The 17,572-nt window shown below is 47.0% G+C and carries 13 protein-coding genes; 5 read left to right on the forward strand and 8 right to left on the reverse strand.

Annotated elements, in window-relative coordinates; all coding sequences use genetic code 11:
• Positions 1-20: 20 nt before the first annotated feature.
• The 5 genes from V1467_RS12180 to prmB all read right to left on the reverse strand — a co-directional run bounded on the left by V1467_RS12180 (position 21) and on the right by prmB (position 5,045).
• The gene (locus tag V1467_RS12180; protein ID WP_416305244.1) at positions 21-1,154 is read right to left on the reverse strand and encodes an ATP-NAD kinase family protein; all 1,134 of its coding nucleotides are present in this window, start codon (positions 1,152-1,154) and stop codon (positions 21-23) included.
• Positions 1,138-1,710, reverse strand: a complete 573-nt coding sequence (locus tag V1467_RS12185) for an elongation factor P hydroxylase (RefSeq protein ID WP_416305245.1) — start codon at positions 1,708-1,710, stop codon at positions 1,138-1,140. The genes V1467_RS12180 and V1467_RS12185 overlap by 17 nt, the downstream gene beginning before the upstream one ends.
• A gap of 114 nt (positions 1,711-1,824) precedes the next feature.
• A complete protein-coding gene (locus tag V1467_RS12190) occupies positions 1,825-3,015 on the reverse strand; it encodes an MFS transporter (protein ID WP_416305246.1) in 1,191 nt (396 codons plus the stop codon).
• 2 nt (positions 3,016-3,017) lie between these two features.
• Positions 3,018-4,118: a chorismate synthase gene (gene aroC, locus V1467_RS12195; RefSeq protein ID WP_416305247.1), complete on the reverse strand. Its 1,101-nt coding sequence runs from the start codon at positions 4,116-4,118 to the stop codon at positions 3,018-3,020.
• 9 nt (positions 4,119-4,127) lie between these two features.
• On the reverse strand, positions 4,128-5,045 hold the full coding sequence (prmB, locus tag V1467_RS12200) for a 50S ribosomal protein L3 N(5)-glutamine methyltransferase (RefSeq protein WP_416305248.1): 918 nt from the start codon (positions 5,043-5,045) through the stop codon (positions 4,128-4,130).
• Positions 5,046-5,117: 72 nt separating this feature from the next.
• Between prmB and smrB the strand changes: the two genes are divergently transcribed.
• On the forward strand, positions 5,118-5,645 hold the full coding sequence (gene smrB / locus V1467_RS12205; RefSeq protein WP_416305249.1) for an endonuclease SmrB: 528 nt from the start codon (positions 5,118-5,120) through the stop codon (positions 5,643-5,645).
• A 130-nt stretch (positions 5,646-5,775) separates the two neighbouring features.
• Complete coding sequence (locus V1467_RS12210) at positions 5,776-8,682, forward strand: diguanylate cyclase (protein ID WP_416305250.1); 2,907 nt, start codon at positions 5,776-5,778, stop codon at positions 8,680-8,682.
• A 348-nt stretch (positions 8,683-9,030) separates the two neighbouring features.
• Here the strand turns inward: V1467_RS12210 and V1467_RS12215 are convergent, their stop codons facing one another.
• The 3 genes from V1467_RS12215 to V1467_RS12225 form a co-directional block, all read right to left on the reverse strand.
• Positions 9,031-9,636, reverse strand: a complete 606-nt coding sequence (locus V1467_RS12215) for a hypothetical protein (RefSeq protein WP_416308698.1) — start codon at positions 9,634-9,636, stop codon at positions 9,031-9,033.
• A gap of 303 nt (positions 9,637-9,939) precedes the next feature.
• Complete coding sequence (gene gshA / locus V1467_RS12220) at positions 9,940-11,541, reverse strand: glutamate--cysteine ligase (protein ID WP_416305251.1); 1,602 nt, start codon at positions 11,539-11,541, stop codon at positions 9,940-9,942.
• Between the two features lie 183 nt (positions 11,542-11,724).
• A complete protein-coding gene (locus V1467_RS12225; protein ID WP_416305252.1) occupies positions 11,725-14,595 on the reverse strand; it encodes a M16 family metallopeptidase in 2,871 nt (956 codons plus the stop codon).
• 223 nt (positions 14,596-14,818) lie between these two features.
• On the opposite strand from V1467_RS12225, the gene V1467_RS12230 reads away from it, so the two are divergent.
• The 3 genes from V1467_RS12230 to V1467_RS12240 all read left to right on the forward strand — a co-directional run bounded on the left by V1467_RS12230 (position 14,819) and on the right by V1467_RS12240 (position 17,552).
• Positions 14,819-15,514, forward strand: a complete 696-nt coding sequence (locus tag V1467_RS12230) for a TIGR01621 family pseudouridine synthase (protein ID WP_416305253.1) — start codon at positions 14,819-14,821, stop codon at positions 15,512-15,514.
• A 6-nt stretch (positions 15,515-15,520) separates the two neighbouring features.
• Positions 15,521-16,420 carry a ketopantoate reductase family protein gene (locus tag V1467_RS12235; RefSeq protein WP_416305254.1) on the forward strand — a complete coding sequence of 300 codons (900 nt, stop codon included), beginning with the start codon at positions 15,521-15,523 and terminating at the stop codon, positions 16,418-16,420.
• Between the two features lie 115 nt (positions 16,421-16,535).
• Positions 16,536-17,552, forward strand: a complete 1,017-nt coding sequence (locus V1467_RS12240) for a proline iminopeptidase-family hydrolase (protein WP_416305255.1) — start codon at positions 16,536-16,538, stop codon at positions 17,550-17,552.
• Positions 17,553-17,572 lie beyond the last annotated feature (20 nt).

Below are 17,572 nucleotides of genomic sequence, written 5' to 3' on the forward strand. Positions count from 1 at the left end.
GGTGTAACTCCGAATTCAAATTAATCGTTACCGGGGGATGCCACCGGATACAGCACCTGATCACGATATCCGGTAATCACCGGCATTAATCCACATAGTTGCTGGTTTAATGCCCGATCGCCGGTGTCAACCAGCAACGGACGCCCGTTCAATTCTTGTAATTTGGTTTTGGTGGCAATAATACGAATATTGGCTTTGTCCACCGCGCGGATCACGGCCGGGTTCAGTTGCTGATTGCCGCGTCCCAGAATATGTCCCTGGCCGCCTATTGGAGTAATAACCAACCGACAATCCTGTCCTTCAATTAAACCAAGCAACTCGGTTGCGCTCAGGTCAGATTTGAGCAGGCGTCGATGCTTTACCAAATCCACTCCCAGTAAAGTATTCTCTATCCCCAGCTCTTCCATCACTGCGGCTACGGTAGAACCGGAGCCCATGATATACAGCTCGTCCTGCATATCTTCAATCAAAAATGCAGCGATATCGGCCAATACCAGTTCATCAGATTCACGCCCGCCCATTTTGGTCGCCTGCACATATTGCAATTCAGCAGGAACGCGCATTTCCCCGTATTGTTTGGCAATCACATTGCCCAGACGAAACTGGTTTTCATCGATATCTTTCACATCGGCATTATTAAGGCTCACCAACTCTCCCTTGACCAGTTTTTCCACAACCCTGCCGCTGGCTCTGGGTGTTACACCATACACACCTGAATGGATTTTACAGCCGGCCGGCACACCCAATACCGGAATGCGCTCACCGACCACATTGCAAATATTTCTGGCGGTGCCGTCGCCACCGGCAAACAGCAATAAATCAATTGATTCGGCTAACATGGTACTGGCAGCACTTTCACTGTCGATGGCTTCGGTTTGAGTGTGTGGCGGGGTGTAGATAACTTGTACGTCAAAGCCCATCTGAGTAGCCAAATCGGCCCCCATATCGCCAGCTGCGGTGATAATTTTGATCTGTTTGCACAGAGGCTGGATTACTTCCAGCGCCTGACGCATTCGATTATTAGCTTGAGGAATAGCGCCCATTTGCAAGGCTTGCTGACGAATAGCAGCGCCGTCACTACCTTTTAATGCTAATGCGCCGCCTATCCCTGCCCAGGGATTGATAATCAGTCCCAGTTTAAACTGTGACGGCATCGTCAACCTGAAGTGCCGATTGCGACTGATAAAACGCTTGCAGTGCGTCGATAAATTGCTGAGCCCTAGGCGGAAAACCGAACAACAGATAATCTTTTAATTGCTGTTGTACCTTGGACTGAAATTGCTGACGATCGGATTCAACCCCATCGAGATTGTCGGTACTGACTTGAAAAGCTTTACCAGCGGCTAAACAAAATGCCCATTCAATCGCCTGAGGCTTTACCTCAACCTGTTCGAACTCTTCTTGTTGTTGTTGATTGCGGCCATCAGGGCAATACCAGTAACCATAATCTTCCAACTCGCGACGCTTTTCCCCCGCCAGACACCAGTGGGCAATTTCATGCAATGCACTGGAATAAAAACCATGCGCGAAAACAACTTGGGCGTAAGGCTGTCCTGAACCGGCAGGCAAATAGACAGGCTCATGGTCACCCTTAATTAAACGGGTATTAAAATTGCTGGCGAATAGTTGATCAAATAACAGGACGAGATCTTGGTAACGATGCTCATCTTTGAATGGATAGACTCTTAATCGGGGGATAATACTATTCATAACGGCGCGCATTCTAACTGCCAAAAGCGGACAAACTCAAGTCTGTTTATGGTTATTTATGTCAAACAATAGACTTTATTGATATGAGATAAATTTCCTGAAACTGTGTATAAATTATTCATGCGCTGTAACGTCCTTGGCAGACTCAAATTCCTTACCCGACATCAGCAACACCACAACTGACGCCAAAGCCGCTGCTGCAGAGGCAAACATAAAGGTTTCGAATGCTCCCTCGCCCTGTTGCCATAAATATCCGGCCACATAATTACCCAACGCTCCACCTCCGCCAAAAGCAATGCTAACGTAAATGGCCTGCCCTCGACTTTGATATTTCAATCCAAAATAACGATGTAAAAATTGCATGGAAGCCGCATGCGCCAAACCGAATGTCGCGGCGTGCATAATCTGAACTAGCACCAACACCGCGAAATTAGCCGCATAAGTGGCCAATAATCCCCAACGTAAGGTCGCAATCAGTAAGCAGATAAACAGAATGCGCTTAACACCAAAGCGGGCAATCAATCTTCCTGCCACCAAAAACAGCAACACTTCGGCCATCACCCCCAGCGCAATTAACCAGCCTGTTTGCTGGCCGCTATAGCCCAAATCCAGCATATACAGGGCGAAGAATCCGTAAAACGGGCCAAAACTGACTTGCAATAATATGGCAGAGACAATGAAACTGATAAAAATAGGACTGGCTAATTTATGCCAGATATTGCCCGGCACGTCCTGCTGACTTTGATAGGGCGGTTGCTGAATAAACAGCGTGGCCACGGTTAACGCGGACAACACCAGAATACTGGCCCAAATAACCGATTCTGAGCTGAATATATCCAGCGTTTTACCCAACACCACAGCACAAACTATATAGCCAACGCTCCCCCATAAACGGATCTTGCTGTATTTACCCGAGTCGCTGGATACAGAATTCAAGGTAATCACTTCAAGCTGGGGCAACACCGCTGTCCAGAACATCATCACCAGCCCCAGACTCAGGGCGATACCCCAAAAGGTATCAAAACCAAATAACAACAAAAACGCCAATACCGACAACCCGCTACCAATACGCAGAATAGCCAGTAATTGACCGGTTTTATCCGCCATTGCCGCCCATAAATTGGGGCCAAAGATTCGAGTTAAGGTGATCAGTGCAATCAGTTTGCCAATATCGACAGAATTAAAACCGCGACCATCCAGAAATACGCCAAGATAAGGCGTCATAATCCCCAGTTGGCCGAAGTACAGGAAATAAACTAACGCCAATCTCAGCAGATTAGCGTTAGCAAAGGCAGGATGTGACACTGTTAATCGATATGACCGGGAATCACCGGCGTGACAGATTCTACGTGTTGGTTTTGCGCACGATGGCGCAGAAGGTGATCCATCAAAACCAGCGCCATCATGGCTTCGGCAATGGGCACTGCACGAATACCTACGCAGGGATCATGACGACCTTTGGTGACAACCTCAATGGTTTGACCATGAATATCAATGGTTTCGCCCGGCACCGAAATGCTGGAAGTGGGTTTAAGCGCCATATGCACCAGCAAATCCTGCCCTGAAGAAATACCACCGAGTACACCACCGGAATGATTAGTTTTGAACCCTTGAGGACTCATTGCATCGCGGTGTTCGCTACCTTTTTGCTCCACTACGGCAAAACCGTCACCCACTTCCACTCCTTTTACCGCATTGATCCCCATCATGGCATGGGCCAAATCCGCATCCAGTCGGTCAAATACCGGCTCACCCAATCCTACCGGCATGCCGGTGGCCACCACCGATACTTTAGCGCCGATGGAATCACCCTGTTTTTTAAGGTCACGCATATATTCATCCAGCGCATCGAGTTTGGACGCATCAGGGCAGAAAAACGGGTTAGTGTTGATCAGGGCATAGTCCAGTGATTCCATTTTAATCGGTCCTAACTGGGACAAATAACCGTGAATTTCGATACCGTGAAACTGTTTAAGATATTTTTTAGCAATGGCACCACCGGCAACCCGCACGGCGGTTTCCCGCGCAGAAGATCGGCCGCCGCCACGATAGTCACGACCACCGTATTTTTGCTGATAGGTATAATCGGCATGTCCGGGGCGAAAACGATCCTTGATATTGGCGTAATCATTGGAGCGTTGATCGGTATTTTGAATTAACAAACCAATGGCGGTACCGGTGGTTTTACCTTCAAACACGCCTGACAGGATTTTTACTTCATCTTCTTCACGTCGCGCCGTGGTATAACGTGATGTACCGGGTTTGCGTCTGTCCAGGTCCACCTGTAAATCCGCTTCCGATAATTCCAGTCCTGGCGGACAACCGTCAATAATACCGCCAATGGCTGGTCCATGACTTTCGCCAAAGGTGGTGAGTGTAAAAATCTTTCCAAAACTATTGCCAGACATGTCTCTGCTTTACCTACTTATATGTTTAATTAAATCTTCTTTACTGATAGCGAATACACCGTGACCACCATTGTCAAACTCTATCCATTGTAACGGTAAATCAGGATACTGTTGCTGCATATGGAATTGTGAATTGCCCACTTCGACTACCAACCAACCGTTATCGTTTAAATGTTCTGCAGCCTGCTGCAAAATGGTATGGACCAGATCCAGACCGTCATCACCGGCGGCCAGACCCAGCTCGGGCTCATGATGGAACTCATCAGGCAAATCCCCCATATCTTCTGCATCCACGTAAGGTGGATTACTGACAATCAGATCGTAACGCTGCCCGGCCAGATTGTTAAACAAATCCGACTGAATGGGAAATACCCGATTGCTTAGGTCATATTCCTGAATGTTAATATCGGCAACCGCCAGTGCGTCGTCACTGAGATCCACTGCATCGACCTGTGCCTCCGGAAAAGCCATTGCACAAGCGATAGCAATACAGCCACTACCAGTACATAAGTCCAGAATATGGGCCGGTGATTCTGATAACCAGGATTCAAATCCTTTTTCGATCAGCTCCGCAATAGGTGAACGCGGTACCAGTACTCTTTCGTCGACAAAAAATGGCATACCACAAAACCAGGCCTGATTGGTCAGATAAGCCACCGGAATACGCCGTTGCACCCGCTTTAGAACATTTTCTACAATCAGCTGTTTTTCACTGCGAGTTAAGCGCGCCTGCAGTAATTGCTCGTTACCGTCTGGCGGTAAATGCAACAGTTGTAAAATCAGACTGAGTGCTTCGTCCCACGGATTATCGGTACCATGGCCGAAATACAGCCCGGCGTCATTAAAACGGCTAACCGACCAGCGTACAAAGTCATAGATGCTGTGCAAATCCTGCACGGGTTCTTCGAGGTAATATTTATCTGCCATTGCCTTATGCCCGCAGATATCAATTTAGGGTATGATACAGCCACGATTTTTGATGCTGAATCCGTTTGCCGAATGACCAGAAAAAAACCTGTATCCCTTGCCGATATCCACTTGTTTCGTGATGAGATTGAAGGCGTTAAGCCCTTAAAGCAAGACAAAATACAGCCTAAGCGCCTACCCAGCAAGAAAAAAAGAATAACCGCTAACGAATTACACAAGCAAAGTCAGGCCGAATTTTTCTTCTCTGATCAATTTCACGCCCATTTTGATCAGGACGGCCCATTAAAATATACCCAGCCCGGTGCTGATACACATGAAGTTAAACGCCTGCGCCGCGGAGAAACGCCCCCCGATCTGATTCTGGATTTACACGGATTCAATAAGGAACAGGCCAAAATGGAGATCGCCGCCTTAATCCGCACCGCGCTGAAAAACCATTTTGAATGTGTGTGTATTGTGCATGGGATAGGTTCATATGTGCTTAAAAAAGCGGTCCCCAGCTGGCTGGTCCAACATCCTTCCGTTTTAGGTTTCCATCAGGCCCCGCTGGAATGGGGTGGTAAAGGAGCGCTGCTAGTGTTACTCGAACAACAACACTAGCCCTGTTTTGCTAGCCCAAGCCAGCGAAATTGTATAAACTTCAAACACTACATAAAAACAATAAGTTATCTGCGTAACGACACTATGAAAGCGCTGGTATCAACTATTCTAAGGGACTTGGGGCATTGTTATGCGTAAAGGATTAAGCTACGCGATTAAGTTCATTTTACTTTTTAGCTTATATTTTGCATTTAGCTACCTTAGCCTGAAATTTGCGGCCGAAAACAATCGCATTTCACTCTGTTGGGCGCCGATTGGTATTGCACTGGCATTAATGATCCGCTTCGGTTACCGTCTGTGGCCAGCCGTTACCTTAGCCAGCTTTTGCGCAAGCTATTTTGTGTCGTATACAAGCCTATCCGTCGCTCTTGGTCTGGCTGTCTGTGCGACAGCCTCTATCGTTATCACTGCACTCACCTTGCAGAAACTGAATTTCAAACCCGAGCTGCAGCGCCAGAAAGATCTCTATCTGTATCTTAAAATAGGCATCATCACCTTACCAATAGTCGCCGCAGTACTGGGAGTTTTTACTCTCTATTTTAATGGTATCGTTAAAGCTGACTTATTATTGGATGCTTGGCTCAGCTGGCTACTGGGTGACGTAACCGGTATTCTGGTATTCGCCACTCCATTGTTAACCATTACCCGCACTTCGTTATCTGCGCTTTCACGACCTTCAATTCTGTTTGCGCTGTTATTGATGCTGGCAACCGGCGCAGAAATACTCTGGTTTAACAGCAGCGGTTTTGCACTGGCAATGATTCTGGTTCCTATGCTGGCGGTTTTCTGGATTGCGATGCGCAGTAATCTGGCTACCACCTCGGTAGTGATTTTGGCCTTCTCGGTCATTGCCTCCTATTCGGCTCAATATCACTTCGGTGTTTTCGCCGGGCTGGACAATCCCTACATTGGCATCTGGGCCTATATCATCAGCATGGGGCTGGTATCACTATTTACTGCGGTAATATTCTCCGAATCACGCCGTTTTGCCGAACAAATGAAATATTCGATTGAAGCCAGCCAGATAGGTACCTGGGACTGGAATCTGGATAGTGATGAATATTTCTTTAATGACACCTGGTTTACCATGCTTGGCTACGATCCCCGGGCGATGGCACACAACATCAATACATTTGAGCACTTGCTCCATCCCGATGATATTGCCCTAACCCGGGATAGAATGGACGACTATTTAAATGGCCACAGCAACGCTTACCAAGTGCAAATCCGTCTAAAACATGCGGATGGTGACTGGCGCACTATTGTATCATCCGGTGCCATCATCGAACGCGACGTGCAAGGGCATGTACTGCGAATTTGCGGTACCCATATCGACATAACGACTCAACTGCAACATGAAATGGAATTAAAACTGATGCGCCGGGCAATCGAGTCAGCTCGTACCGGGCTGCTTATCACCAGCACCGAGCAAGATTATCCGATCCAGTACGTGAACCACGCATTTGAAAAAATTACCGGTTATCAACGTGGCGAAATTATTGGTAAACCTTACCATTTCCTGAGTGAAAAAGATGACAGCCAACCCGAACTGTTGGCGCTGCGTGAACATATGTATCAAGAGAAATCTTTTGATACTGTATTAAAAAGCCATCGTAAAGACGGCTGCTCCTACTGGAACAAGCTGACTATCGATCCGGTAAAAAGCGATTCAGGCCAAACCACCCATTTTATCTCGACTCAAATCGATATCACCGAATTTCACAAAGCCCAACAAGCACTGGATGAACAGGACGATTTATTGCGGCAACTTTCCGAGCAGGTGCCGGGCGCCATGTATCAGTTCAAACTGGATGAAAACCTGACCCCGTCTTTCCCTTATTTGAATGATGGTATTCGCAGGATGTATGGTTACACACCAGCCCAGTTGCAAATCGATCCTTCACTGGTCAACTCATCTATTCATCCTGACGATTTAAAGGCGGTACAGAAAAGTATTCTGGATTCTCGTCGCACACTGAGTATCTGGCGTGGCGAATATCGCGTCATCAAACCCCAGCCCGGCTGGCGTGAAAATCACGCCAAACCGATCAAAATGGATGATGGTAGCGTGGTATGGCACTGCTATTTAACCGATATCACTGAACGCAAAAAACTCGAAGAGAAATTAATTAGTGCCAACAACCGGCTGGAAACCGCCCAGCAAGTGGCGCGTATCGGTTATTGGTCTGTAGATCTGGATTCCGGCGATATATTCTGCGCCAACGTGATTTACGACATTCTGGGGCTCAATCAGCCAAATAAACTCAGCTTATCCAATTTGCTGTCTATTACTCATGAAGATGATATGAGCCTGTTGAATAAGCAGCTTAACGAGTCCAAACACACTGGCATGCTAAATCTGGAACATCGCATCGTACGCAGCGATGGCAGCATCCGCTGGATCCACCACCTAGCCTCGGCCGCCGCCGGACAGAATAGCGATTCGATACTGGAAGGAACCATTCAGGACATCACAGAACGCAAGTTGCTGGAAATCAAATTCCTTAATCAGGCACTAACCGATGAACTCACCGGCATCGCCAATCGCCGGGCGTTTATCCAGCACCTTGAACAGGAATGGAGCTTATTTGTGCGCCATCCGCAACTGACAGCGTCGGTCATTATCGTCGATATCGATCACTTCAAGAGTGTTAACGACAGTCACGGTCACGAGGTTGGGGATAAAGTCCTTTGCCATGTAACAGAGCTGATTAACCGTTGCATTCGCAAGTCTGATGTATTCGGCCGTCTGGGGGGCGAAGAGTTCGCTATTCTGACCCGTGAAACCAGCCTGGAAGAAGCAACGAACCTGGCTAATAAACTGTGCGAAGAAGTATCCAGCCATCCGCTGAGCATTACCCGCGCATTAAAAATATCCGTCACCGCCAGCTTTGGCGTAGCACAATTTAACGATACCCGTAATGACCCGACCGATGTGTTATTTACCGCCGACAAAGCGCTCTATCAAGCCAAATCACAAGGCCGAAACTGCGTTAGGGTGTTTAAACAAGTGGCTGAAGTCGAGGAAGATAGTTAACTTATTGATGATGGGGTTAATAGTCACTCGACGACGATATTTTTCGTGGGGTCGCAAGGAGGGATTTCGTAGGCACCCTGACTATCGCCAGAAAACCCAATACCGCTGGGTGCAAAAGAGCGTTAGCGGGAGGCTCGGCTATGCTGAATTCAGGTTAATTAGACTAGCCAAACGACTGTTACATTCTACAGACTTTTATAGCCTGTTACGGCACACAACCTTGAATGATGCGATCTGCAAATTTCTGGATACCCGCCTTCGCGAGTATGACATTGTTAGTGAGCTATTTAATTTTCCTGGATGAAGAGCAAGCTTGCTTAAAATGTTTATTTATCAAGCGTCAGTCAGTTAATCAAAAAACAATTTCCATAACCAGCCATGCCCCAGTTCTTCTTCACAGGACTTTAACTGTCCGGCATATTGTTTGGCGCGGGTATTCACTTTTTTAGCCACTGTCACTAACCAGCGCTTGTTATTGTAGCTTTTACGCCGATATCCGCCCCACCCTTCGTGATAATTCAAATATTGCGAATAGGCATCCCACTTGGATACCCCGTTAACTTTATAAGTTTTGGCAATAAACCAGCCCATAAAGTCCATTGCATCGGCAAAATCGTTGCGGGACGCCCAGTATCTATCGGTTTCTCGCAGATAATCTTCCCATGTGGGAGTTTTGGCTTGCGAGTAACCATAGGCTGAGCTGACTCGTCCCCATGGTATCAGGCCAAAAAATATATAATCCCGAGGTGGCAACGCATGGGATTGGAAAGAGCTTTCCTGATACATCATCGCCATGGGAACATGAATAGGCACACCCCAGCGCTCATTCATATCAACGGCAGCGTCATACCAATCAGATTTTTCACGAAAAATTTCGCAGACATTGCTGATATCTCTTGGTGGTGCAACAGTGCAGGCAGTCAGGCTTATTAATAACACTCCTGCGAGTGCCATTTTTTTATTCTGACGTTTAAAAAAATTGAACTTTACTGCCATGCCTGACTCTCACCTTATGTATTAGTTATGTTTTCCCTGGTCGTATATTCAGCCTGATTGTTTAATCAGGCTTTTTTTTGTCCTTGATTCTGCCAAAATTCATTGATTTGAGAATTTATGCAAAAAAAATTAATTTTTATTTAAACCAATCTGAACTTTTGTTAGCGGGACGACTCTGACCTTATGTATTAGTTATGTTTTCCCTGGTCGTATATTTAGCCTGATTGTTTAATCAGGCTTTTTTTTGCCCTATCGATGCTACTAAATAGCAATGTCAGTTTTATTATCCACAAAATAGTCCGCCAGAAAATCTTCAAATGAGAGCTTGTCCTGCTGTTCCAGTTCTTGCTGCTTATGCCATGACTTTTCTGCCTGTTGCACAAAGTAGTCAGTATGGTAACGACGATAATCAGCTCGCTGCATTTGCTGCTTATATTGCTCGGCAAACTGCAAGGCCAGATGGGCATTATCCAACTGCTGGCCCTTGAGCAAGGACAGAATGCGGGCAGACGGTGTCTGGTCGGGATCCGCAAATTTACGCCATTGCGCCTCGACTGCACGACTAAAGTTGTCGCCTTGATGAACATTATCCAGTATTGCGGCGATCTCGCCTAAAGAGTCGAAAATTTGCTTGGCCCACTGCTGCATGGCGACTTGCTCACCATTTTGTAGCAACGAAAGACCGGGTTGCCTGCCTTGCTCTACCACAGTACGCAGATTCACCTCTGTTTCACGGAAGGTATCGTTGTTGAGATCTGCGGAAGGTGCCAACAAACAATAAAGCAGGAACACATCAAGAAAATAAAATTGCTCAAGTTCAATCCCCACCGGACTGAATGGATTGACATCCAGCGCCCTGACTTCAATATAGCTAATCCCTCGGGCGGCCAATGCGTCTGTGGGCTTTTCCAATGGTAATGTAGGCTGCTTGGGCCTGATAGGCGAATAAAGCTCGTTTTCTATCTGTAAGACATTGGCATTGAGCTGTTGGAGTTTTCCGTCGATTTTGCCGGCGAATTTTTCAAACTTGGTCGACGGGGTATGAATCGCTTTGCGCAACGACGCAACATAGTTGTCCAGCTCGTTATAACAAATATACAAGCCTGACTGCGCATCATTGGTGTAGCCTAAATCGCTCATTCTTAATGAAGTTGCATAAGGCAAATACACAGTGCCTTTGCCTAGTTGCTCAAAGGGTAGAGTGGTGTTCTTGTCTTTGATAAAAGAGCCGCACAGCGCCGGGGAAGCGCCAAACAAATACGGGATCATCCAGCAGAAACGCCGATAATTGCGGATCATGGCAAAATAAGCCGCCGAAATATCGTCCTGAGTGACCTCACTGCCATCTTCTTTGACTAACCATTGCTGCCAAAAATCGCCTGATAAGGAGAAATTAAAATGTACCCCGGCAATCGCCTGCATCATGCTGCCATAGCGGTTTTTCAGACCGGTACGGTACAAGGTTTTCATTTTGCCGATATTGGAAGTGCCGTATTGCGCCAGCGGGATCTGGTCCTGATGCTGGATAAAACAGGGCATACTCATTGGCCATAATTTTTCATCACCGATATTGGCGTACACATACTTATGAATATCAAATAGTTGATCCATGGTGACTTGGGGATCGGTTTCCGCTGGAGTAATAAACTCCATCAAAGATTCGGAAAAATCGGTGGTGATCCAGTCGTGGGTTAGTGCTGCCCCCAACACTTGTGGATGCGGTGTTTGCGCCAACGTGCCATTAGGATTAATACGCAGTGCTTCACGTTCAATACCATGACGAATTCCGGTTAATAATGCTGCCATGTCGGGGTTGGCCAGCTTGCTAATACGTTGTTTTAAATCAGATTGTGAATTCGGCAAGAGTATGTCCATTCAATGGGATGAAAATTTAATGTGGGGCAAATATTAGCAAATTCAAGTTAGGCCGTGTTGAAACAAATTGAAGTCTTTTATAGCCCAACAATCTATCAAAACGCCCCGCCCGACATCTGTTACTGTTGCTCATCGGACTTAATTTAAGTTTATGCCCGATGAGCGCTATTGCTATAACGCGACGTCCATCTCTACAATGGGTCTGTCCAACGTTTTAAGTTGTGGCATCAGCTTGTTTTTATCTCCTACAACAATAATCTGCATGTCATTCAGCTTAAGATATTTCGCAGCAACCGCATTGAGTTCGTTCCGGCTGATGGTGTCGATAATTTTCTGCTGTTTTGCCACTACCGAGCTATCCAGATCATAAGTCAGCAACTTGTAGATGAAACCGGCTTTTTGGCCGGGTGTTTCATAATTCAGTGCATCGCTCTGGGTATAGGCAGATTTCATCATCGCCAACTCGGCATCTGTCATTCCGTTACTTTGATATAGATTGATTTCCTGGAAGAATTCTTTCAACGCATCGCCAGTATGGTCGATCTTGACACTGGAACCTGCCTCAAAACGGCCCAAATATTTACCGCCACTGAACTTGCTCCAGGCACCATAGGTATACCCCTTGTCTTCGCGTAAATTAAGGTTGATCCTGCTATTAAACATGCCACCCAAAGCGAAGTTCATCAGGTTGGTACGGAAATACTCACCGGTTGCATCGTAGGTCAAACCCGGTTTGACAATACGTATTACCGACTGGGCCGATTCGGGCTTATCCACCAGGTAAATAGTAGACTGTTCCGCCACCGGAAACTCGCCCAAATCAGGAATTTGATAATCCTCGCCTTGCCATTGCTGAATAAAATCCAGTTTATTCAATAATGTTGCCTGATCGATATCCCCTACTGCCACCAGCATACCTTTGGCCGGAGAGTAATAGCGTGTATAGAAGGCTTTTAACTGATCCAGGGAGAGCCCTTCAACCGTTTCGATGGTGCCGATATCGGGCAAGCTAATGCGATTCTGCTCACCCAGTAACACCTCTGAAACAGCCCTGCTGGCTAGCACTTCCGGATTTTTAACCGCCTGCTGTAAACTCTGCAATGATTGCTGCTTTAAGCGCTCGAAATCTTCTTCGGCAAAAGCGGGAGAAAACAGTTTTTCTTTCAGCAGTTCAAGCGTCTTGTCCAGATTTTTAATCAAACTGGTAACGCTGATAACGGTGTTGCGTCCACCGGCACTAAAGCTGATAGAACTGCCCAACAACGCCAGTTGATTAGACATTTCCTCGTTGCTGTAATGCAGGGTTGACTCATTCATCATCGCTGCCGTCATCGCTGCTAATCCGGCTTGTTCAGGAGTTTCCAGCAAAGGTCCGCCTTCCAGGCTGATGGTCAGGCTGATAGTGGGCGTTTCACTGGTTTTGTGCCCCGCGACCAGCATACCGTTAGCCCATTTCTTCTGCCAAAAATCCGGTACTGGAATAATCGGATTGGCGGCGGCTTTGGGCATTTGGCTGCGATCAAAATCATCAACAACTTTAGTCACCTTCAGATCGTCTTCGGTCATCACTTGATAATCCGGCAAGTTACGCTCACCGAACACAAAGTTGGCTTCTTTAGCAGCCAGTTGCGGCTGGCCATTGGGGACAATACTCATCACTACCGCATTGTGTCCCTTGATGTACTGATGATAAACACGCATCACATCTTCCTTGCTCACGCTGTTATAGCGATCCAGGTCGTATTGCACCTTATCCGGCTCATCATCAAAAGTCTGATCGGACGCCAGGGTAGAAACCTTGCCCGCAACACTCTGCAAACCAAAAATGGTACTGGACTCTATGGCTGCTTTGGTGCGATCCAGATCGTCCTGCTCGACGCCACGCTGTTCAAATTCCTCCAGGGTGGCATTGAATATTTTTTCCAGCTCCGACAAATTGGCTGCTTTAGCTGGATTGGCTAACGCCGCCAGCTGGAATTCGCAGGCCAGTTCACTACAAGGATGGCTTACCCAGGCATTCACCGCATAGCCTTGTTTGACCAGATTCTTATAAAATAACGAAGTTTTACCGCCACCCAAAATATTGGATAACACATCCAGTGGCGCTTCATCCGCGTGTCTAACGTACACTGTTGGATAAGTTATTTGTAACAGTGGTAAATGAATGCGGTCCTCCAGGGTGATGTAACGGGTTTGGGGGAGTTTAACCAGTGTTTTCTCGGCGTTTTCGACCTTGGGTCCGGCAGGAATGGGGGCAAAATATTTTTTTATCCACTGCAGGGTTTGTTGTTCGTCAATCGCACCGCCTATGGTGATCACCGCGTTATTCGGCCCATACCAGCGCTGAAAGAAGGCTTTTAAATCATTCACATTAACCCGGTTCAAATCTTCAACATAACCGATTGTCTGCCAGGAATAGGGATGACCAACGGGATAAAGCGCTTCGCTATTGCGTTCGAACCTCAACCCGTAAGGTTGATTGTCATAGCTTTGGCCTCTTTCGTTTTTAACCGTTTCACGCTGGATCTCGAATTTTTGCTGAGTCACGGTATTGACTAAAAAACCCATTCTGTCAGCTTCCAGCCACAACATTTTTTCCAGTTGATTGGCGGGCACAGTTTCATAGTAGTTGGTTCGATCTTTATTGGTGGTACCGTTCATGGTGCCACCGGCTTCAGTGACTAGCCTGAAATGCTCTTCATCCTCAACATGTTCCGAGCCCTGAAACATCATATGTTCAAAAAAATGCGCAAAGCCGGATTTACCCACCTCTTCCCGGGCAGATCCCACATGATAGGTCACATCTACGTGCACTAAAGGATCGGAATCATCTTCGTGTAATACCACTGTCAGACCATTTTTCAGACGATACTTTTTGTACGGAATACTCACCTTACCTGGCTGATAATCATGCTCTTTAATCAGGGTAATGCCATCGGGCAACGCGGATTCAGTCTTGACCGAGGGTTGCTCTGCGGCCGGTTGACAGGCTGACAGTAAAACAACGGGTAACAAACAGAAGAAGATCTTCCTTTTGTGCATGCTTATCCTTCCTTATTTTTATTGATGAATATTGTCTATTGGAATAATCAGACAAGAGTATCATTATTGTGTTCATATCAAAGTGCTGAATGAGCCCCTTTTTACTCTATCCAGGCCGCAAACAGGCAATCCATCCTCAGGCTAAATTGTTTCTAATTGTTAAATAACCCCTCGATGATGTTAAAATAAACCGCCTACCTATTACCAAGCGAATCATCCAACCTTGAATATTGACATCCTGTTCAGCCATCCCGATTTTTACATCATCGACAAACCCGCCGGTATCGGCGTACATAAAGACGCGACAGGAGAAGGTATTATGGGCGTACTGGCGAGGCAATTGCCGTCAGAGCCATTATGGCTGGTACACAGACTGGATAAACACACCTCAGGCTGTCTGATTCTGGCCAGAAACAGCCAGGCCGCTGCCGAATTTGGCCAGCTATTCACGCAACGCCAAATCAGCAAATATTATCTGGCCATTACCGCCAGAAAACCGGCCAAGAAACAGGGAACTGTCAGCGGTGACATGAAAAAATCCCGCGATGGAAAATGGATCTTGACGCCCCAACAACACAATCCGGCTATCAGCCAGTTTTTCAGTCAGGGCCTGTTTGACGGTAAGCGTTTAATCCTGATAAAACCCCATACCGGTAAAACCCATCAAATCAGGGTAATGTTAAAAAGCTTGGGGGCGCCAATACTGGGAGACAGCCATTATGGTGGAGCGCATGGCGATCGCACCTATTTGCATGCCTATTGCCTGAAATTTAGCTATCAACAACAAAACATCGACGTATGCTGTTTGCCAACACAGGGCGAGCATTTTATCCGTATGCTGCAGGGCCAACATTTATCGCCTTTTGATCAACCGGCGTTGCTTACCTGGCCGAGCCTAAAAATGACAAAAGGCAGTTAGCTGATTATGTCTAGACTCGTCATCGCCGGCCAAGGTGCCATTGGTTCTATTGTGGCTGCGCACTGTGAATTACAGCATATACCTTATGCTGTCAGTACCCGACTGGGGAAGACGCAACAGGTCGATTACCTGCATCACGCCACAGGCCAACAACTGGCTTTTACGCCTCCGACACTGACAACGTTCAAGCCCTCAGATATTCTGTTACTGCCGCTCAAGGCGTATCAAATTATCCCTTGTCTTGATGCGCTAACGCTTCCCGCTTCCGTTCCTCTTATTCTGCTGCATAACGGCATGGGGACACTGGAACAAGTTCAGCAACGCTACCCGAATCATCCTGTAATTGCCGGTATCACCAGTTATGCCGCATTCAGGCAACAAAACGGACAGGTTAACGAAACCGGGCAAGGTACAACACAACTGGGCTGGATAGCCAACCCGCAAGCTGAAATTCAAACCACAGTGCAACAGCGGTTTGATTCGCTGCTTGGACCTTGTCAATGGCAACACAATATTCAACTGGCGTTATGGCACAAACTGGCAATCAATGCCGCGATTAACCCGCTAACCGCTATACACAGTATTCCCAACGGAGCGCTGCAACAAGCCACTTTTGCACCGACAATTAGCGCCATATGTGCCGAGATTGCGGCCGTTATGGGTAAACTGGGTTTGCCCCAAACAGCAGACAAGCTGCAGCAACAGGTCTATGCTGTGATCAACGCCAGTGCGCAAAACTTTTCGTCGATGAATCGCGACATTGCAGCCGGTCGTCCTAGCGAAATTGACTATATCAACGGTTATATTATCCGCCAGGCAACGCAGTTGGGGATAGAAGTGCCGGTGATAAAACAACTGATGACACAACTGCTCGAGATACAGAACAATCATATTCCTGGGCATTGAAAAATCGCCCTGCCCCACATAGCGCTGCTGATTGACTGTTATTTAATCTAGAATTTCCATTTTGGTTAACCGTCAGGCTATAGTTAATCGGATTTTCAACTCAGGGAATACAGAGATGACAAAAATAATATGGCTTTTATTGGCCACTTTTTGTTTAGCTGGCTGTGCACAAAATGGCAGCCACTACCTCGACAATGCGGGCAGAAGCGATATTTTAACCGGCGGCGTACAAATGATCCCGCTGGATACGCCGAAAGGCCCCTTTCATGTCTGGACCAAACGCACCGGCAACAACCCGACGATAAAGGTACTGTTATTACACGGTGGCCCCGGTTTTAACCATGAATACCTGGAAGCCTTTGACAGTTTCTTTCCCGCAGCCAATATCGAATATTACTATTATGATCAACTCGGCTCCTACTATAGCGACCAACCGGAAGATCCGGATCTATGGGACTTAGCCCGTTTTGTCGAAGAAGTTGAGCAGGTGCGCCAGGCACTGAAGCTGGATGAAGATAATTTTTATTTATACGGTCATTCCTGGGGCGGTTTGCTGGCAATTGAATACGCACTCAAGTATCAACAACACCTGAAGGGCTTAATCATTGCCAATATGGGGCCCAGCATCCCGGCCTATAACGACTATGCCAACAAGGTGATTATGCCAGCGATGGATCCGCAAGTACTGGCTCAAATCAAGGCGTATGAAGCAGCCAACGATTATGACGATCCCAATTATATGGCGCTGCTGTTTGAACATCACTATTCCCTGCATATTTTACGTATGCCGCCCGACGATTGGCCTGAGCCGGTACAACGTTCTTTCAGACATATGAATCCTGCGGTTTATGTGCCAATGCAGGGCCCTAGCGAATTGGGGGCTAGTGGTAAACTCGTTGACTGGGATAGAACTGCTGATTTAGCGAATATCGGTGTGCCCACACTGGCTATCGGCGCGCGTTACGACACCATGGAACCGGCGCAAATGGAACTTATCGCCGACAAGGTTCAGCAAGGCCGTTATCTGTACTGTCCCAACGGTAGTCATATGGCCTTATATGATGATCAAGAGGTGTTTTTCCAGGGATTAATCAAATTTATCAAAGATGTGGATAAGGGAAACTTCAAATAGCCGAGTAAAAAAAGCCGGAT

Source organism: Neptunicella plasticusilytica (assembly GCF_047922965.1).
GTDB classification, from domain to species: domain Bacteria; phylum Pseudomonadota; class Gammaproteobacteria; order Enterobacterales; family Alteromonadaceae; genus Neptunicella; species Neptunicella plasticusilytica.

Excerpts from the sequence above, each read along its gene's own strand:
- aroC (WP_416305247.1), bottom strand. The coding sequence starts at position 4,118 with ATGTCTGGCAATAGTTTTGGAAAGATTTTTACACTCACCACCTTTGGC.
- V1467_RS12210 (WP_416305250.1), top strand. The coding sequence starts at position 5,776 with ATGCGTAAAGGATTAAGCTACGCGATTAAGTTCATTTTACTTTTTAGC.
- prmB (WP_416305248.1), bottom strand. The coding sequence starts at position 5,045 with ATGGCAGATAAATATTACCTCGAAGAACCCGTGCAGGATTTGCACAGC.
- smrB (WP_416305249.1), top strand. The coding sequence starts at position 5,118 with ATGACCAGAAAAAAACCTGTATCCCTTGCCGATATCCACTTGTTTCGT.
- V1467_RS12180 (WP_416305244.1), bottom strand. The coding sequence starts at position 1,154 with ATGCCGTCACAGTTTAAACTGGGACTGATTATCAATCCCTGGGCAGGG.
- V1467_RS12235 (WP_416305254.1), top strand. The coding sequence starts at position 15,521 with ATGTCTAGACTCGTCATCGCCGGCCAAGGTGCCATTGGTTCTATTGTG.
- V1467_RS12215 (WP_416308698.1), bottom strand. The coding sequence starts at position 9,636 with ATGGCACTCGCAGGAGTGTTATTAATAAGCCTGACTGCCTGCACTGTT.
- V1467_RS12240 (WP_416305255.1), top strand. The coding sequence starts at position 16,536 with ATGACAAAAATAATATGGCTTTTATTGGCCACTTTTTGTTTAGCTGGC.
- V1467_RS12185 (WP_416305245.1), bottom strand. The coding sequence starts at position 1,710 with ATGAATAGTATTATCCCCCGATTAAGAGTCTATCCATTCAAAGATGAG.
- V1467_RS12225 (WP_416305252.1), bottom strand. The coding sequence starts at position 14,595 with ATGCACAAAAGGAAGATCTTCTTCTGTTTGTTACCCGTTGTTTTACTG.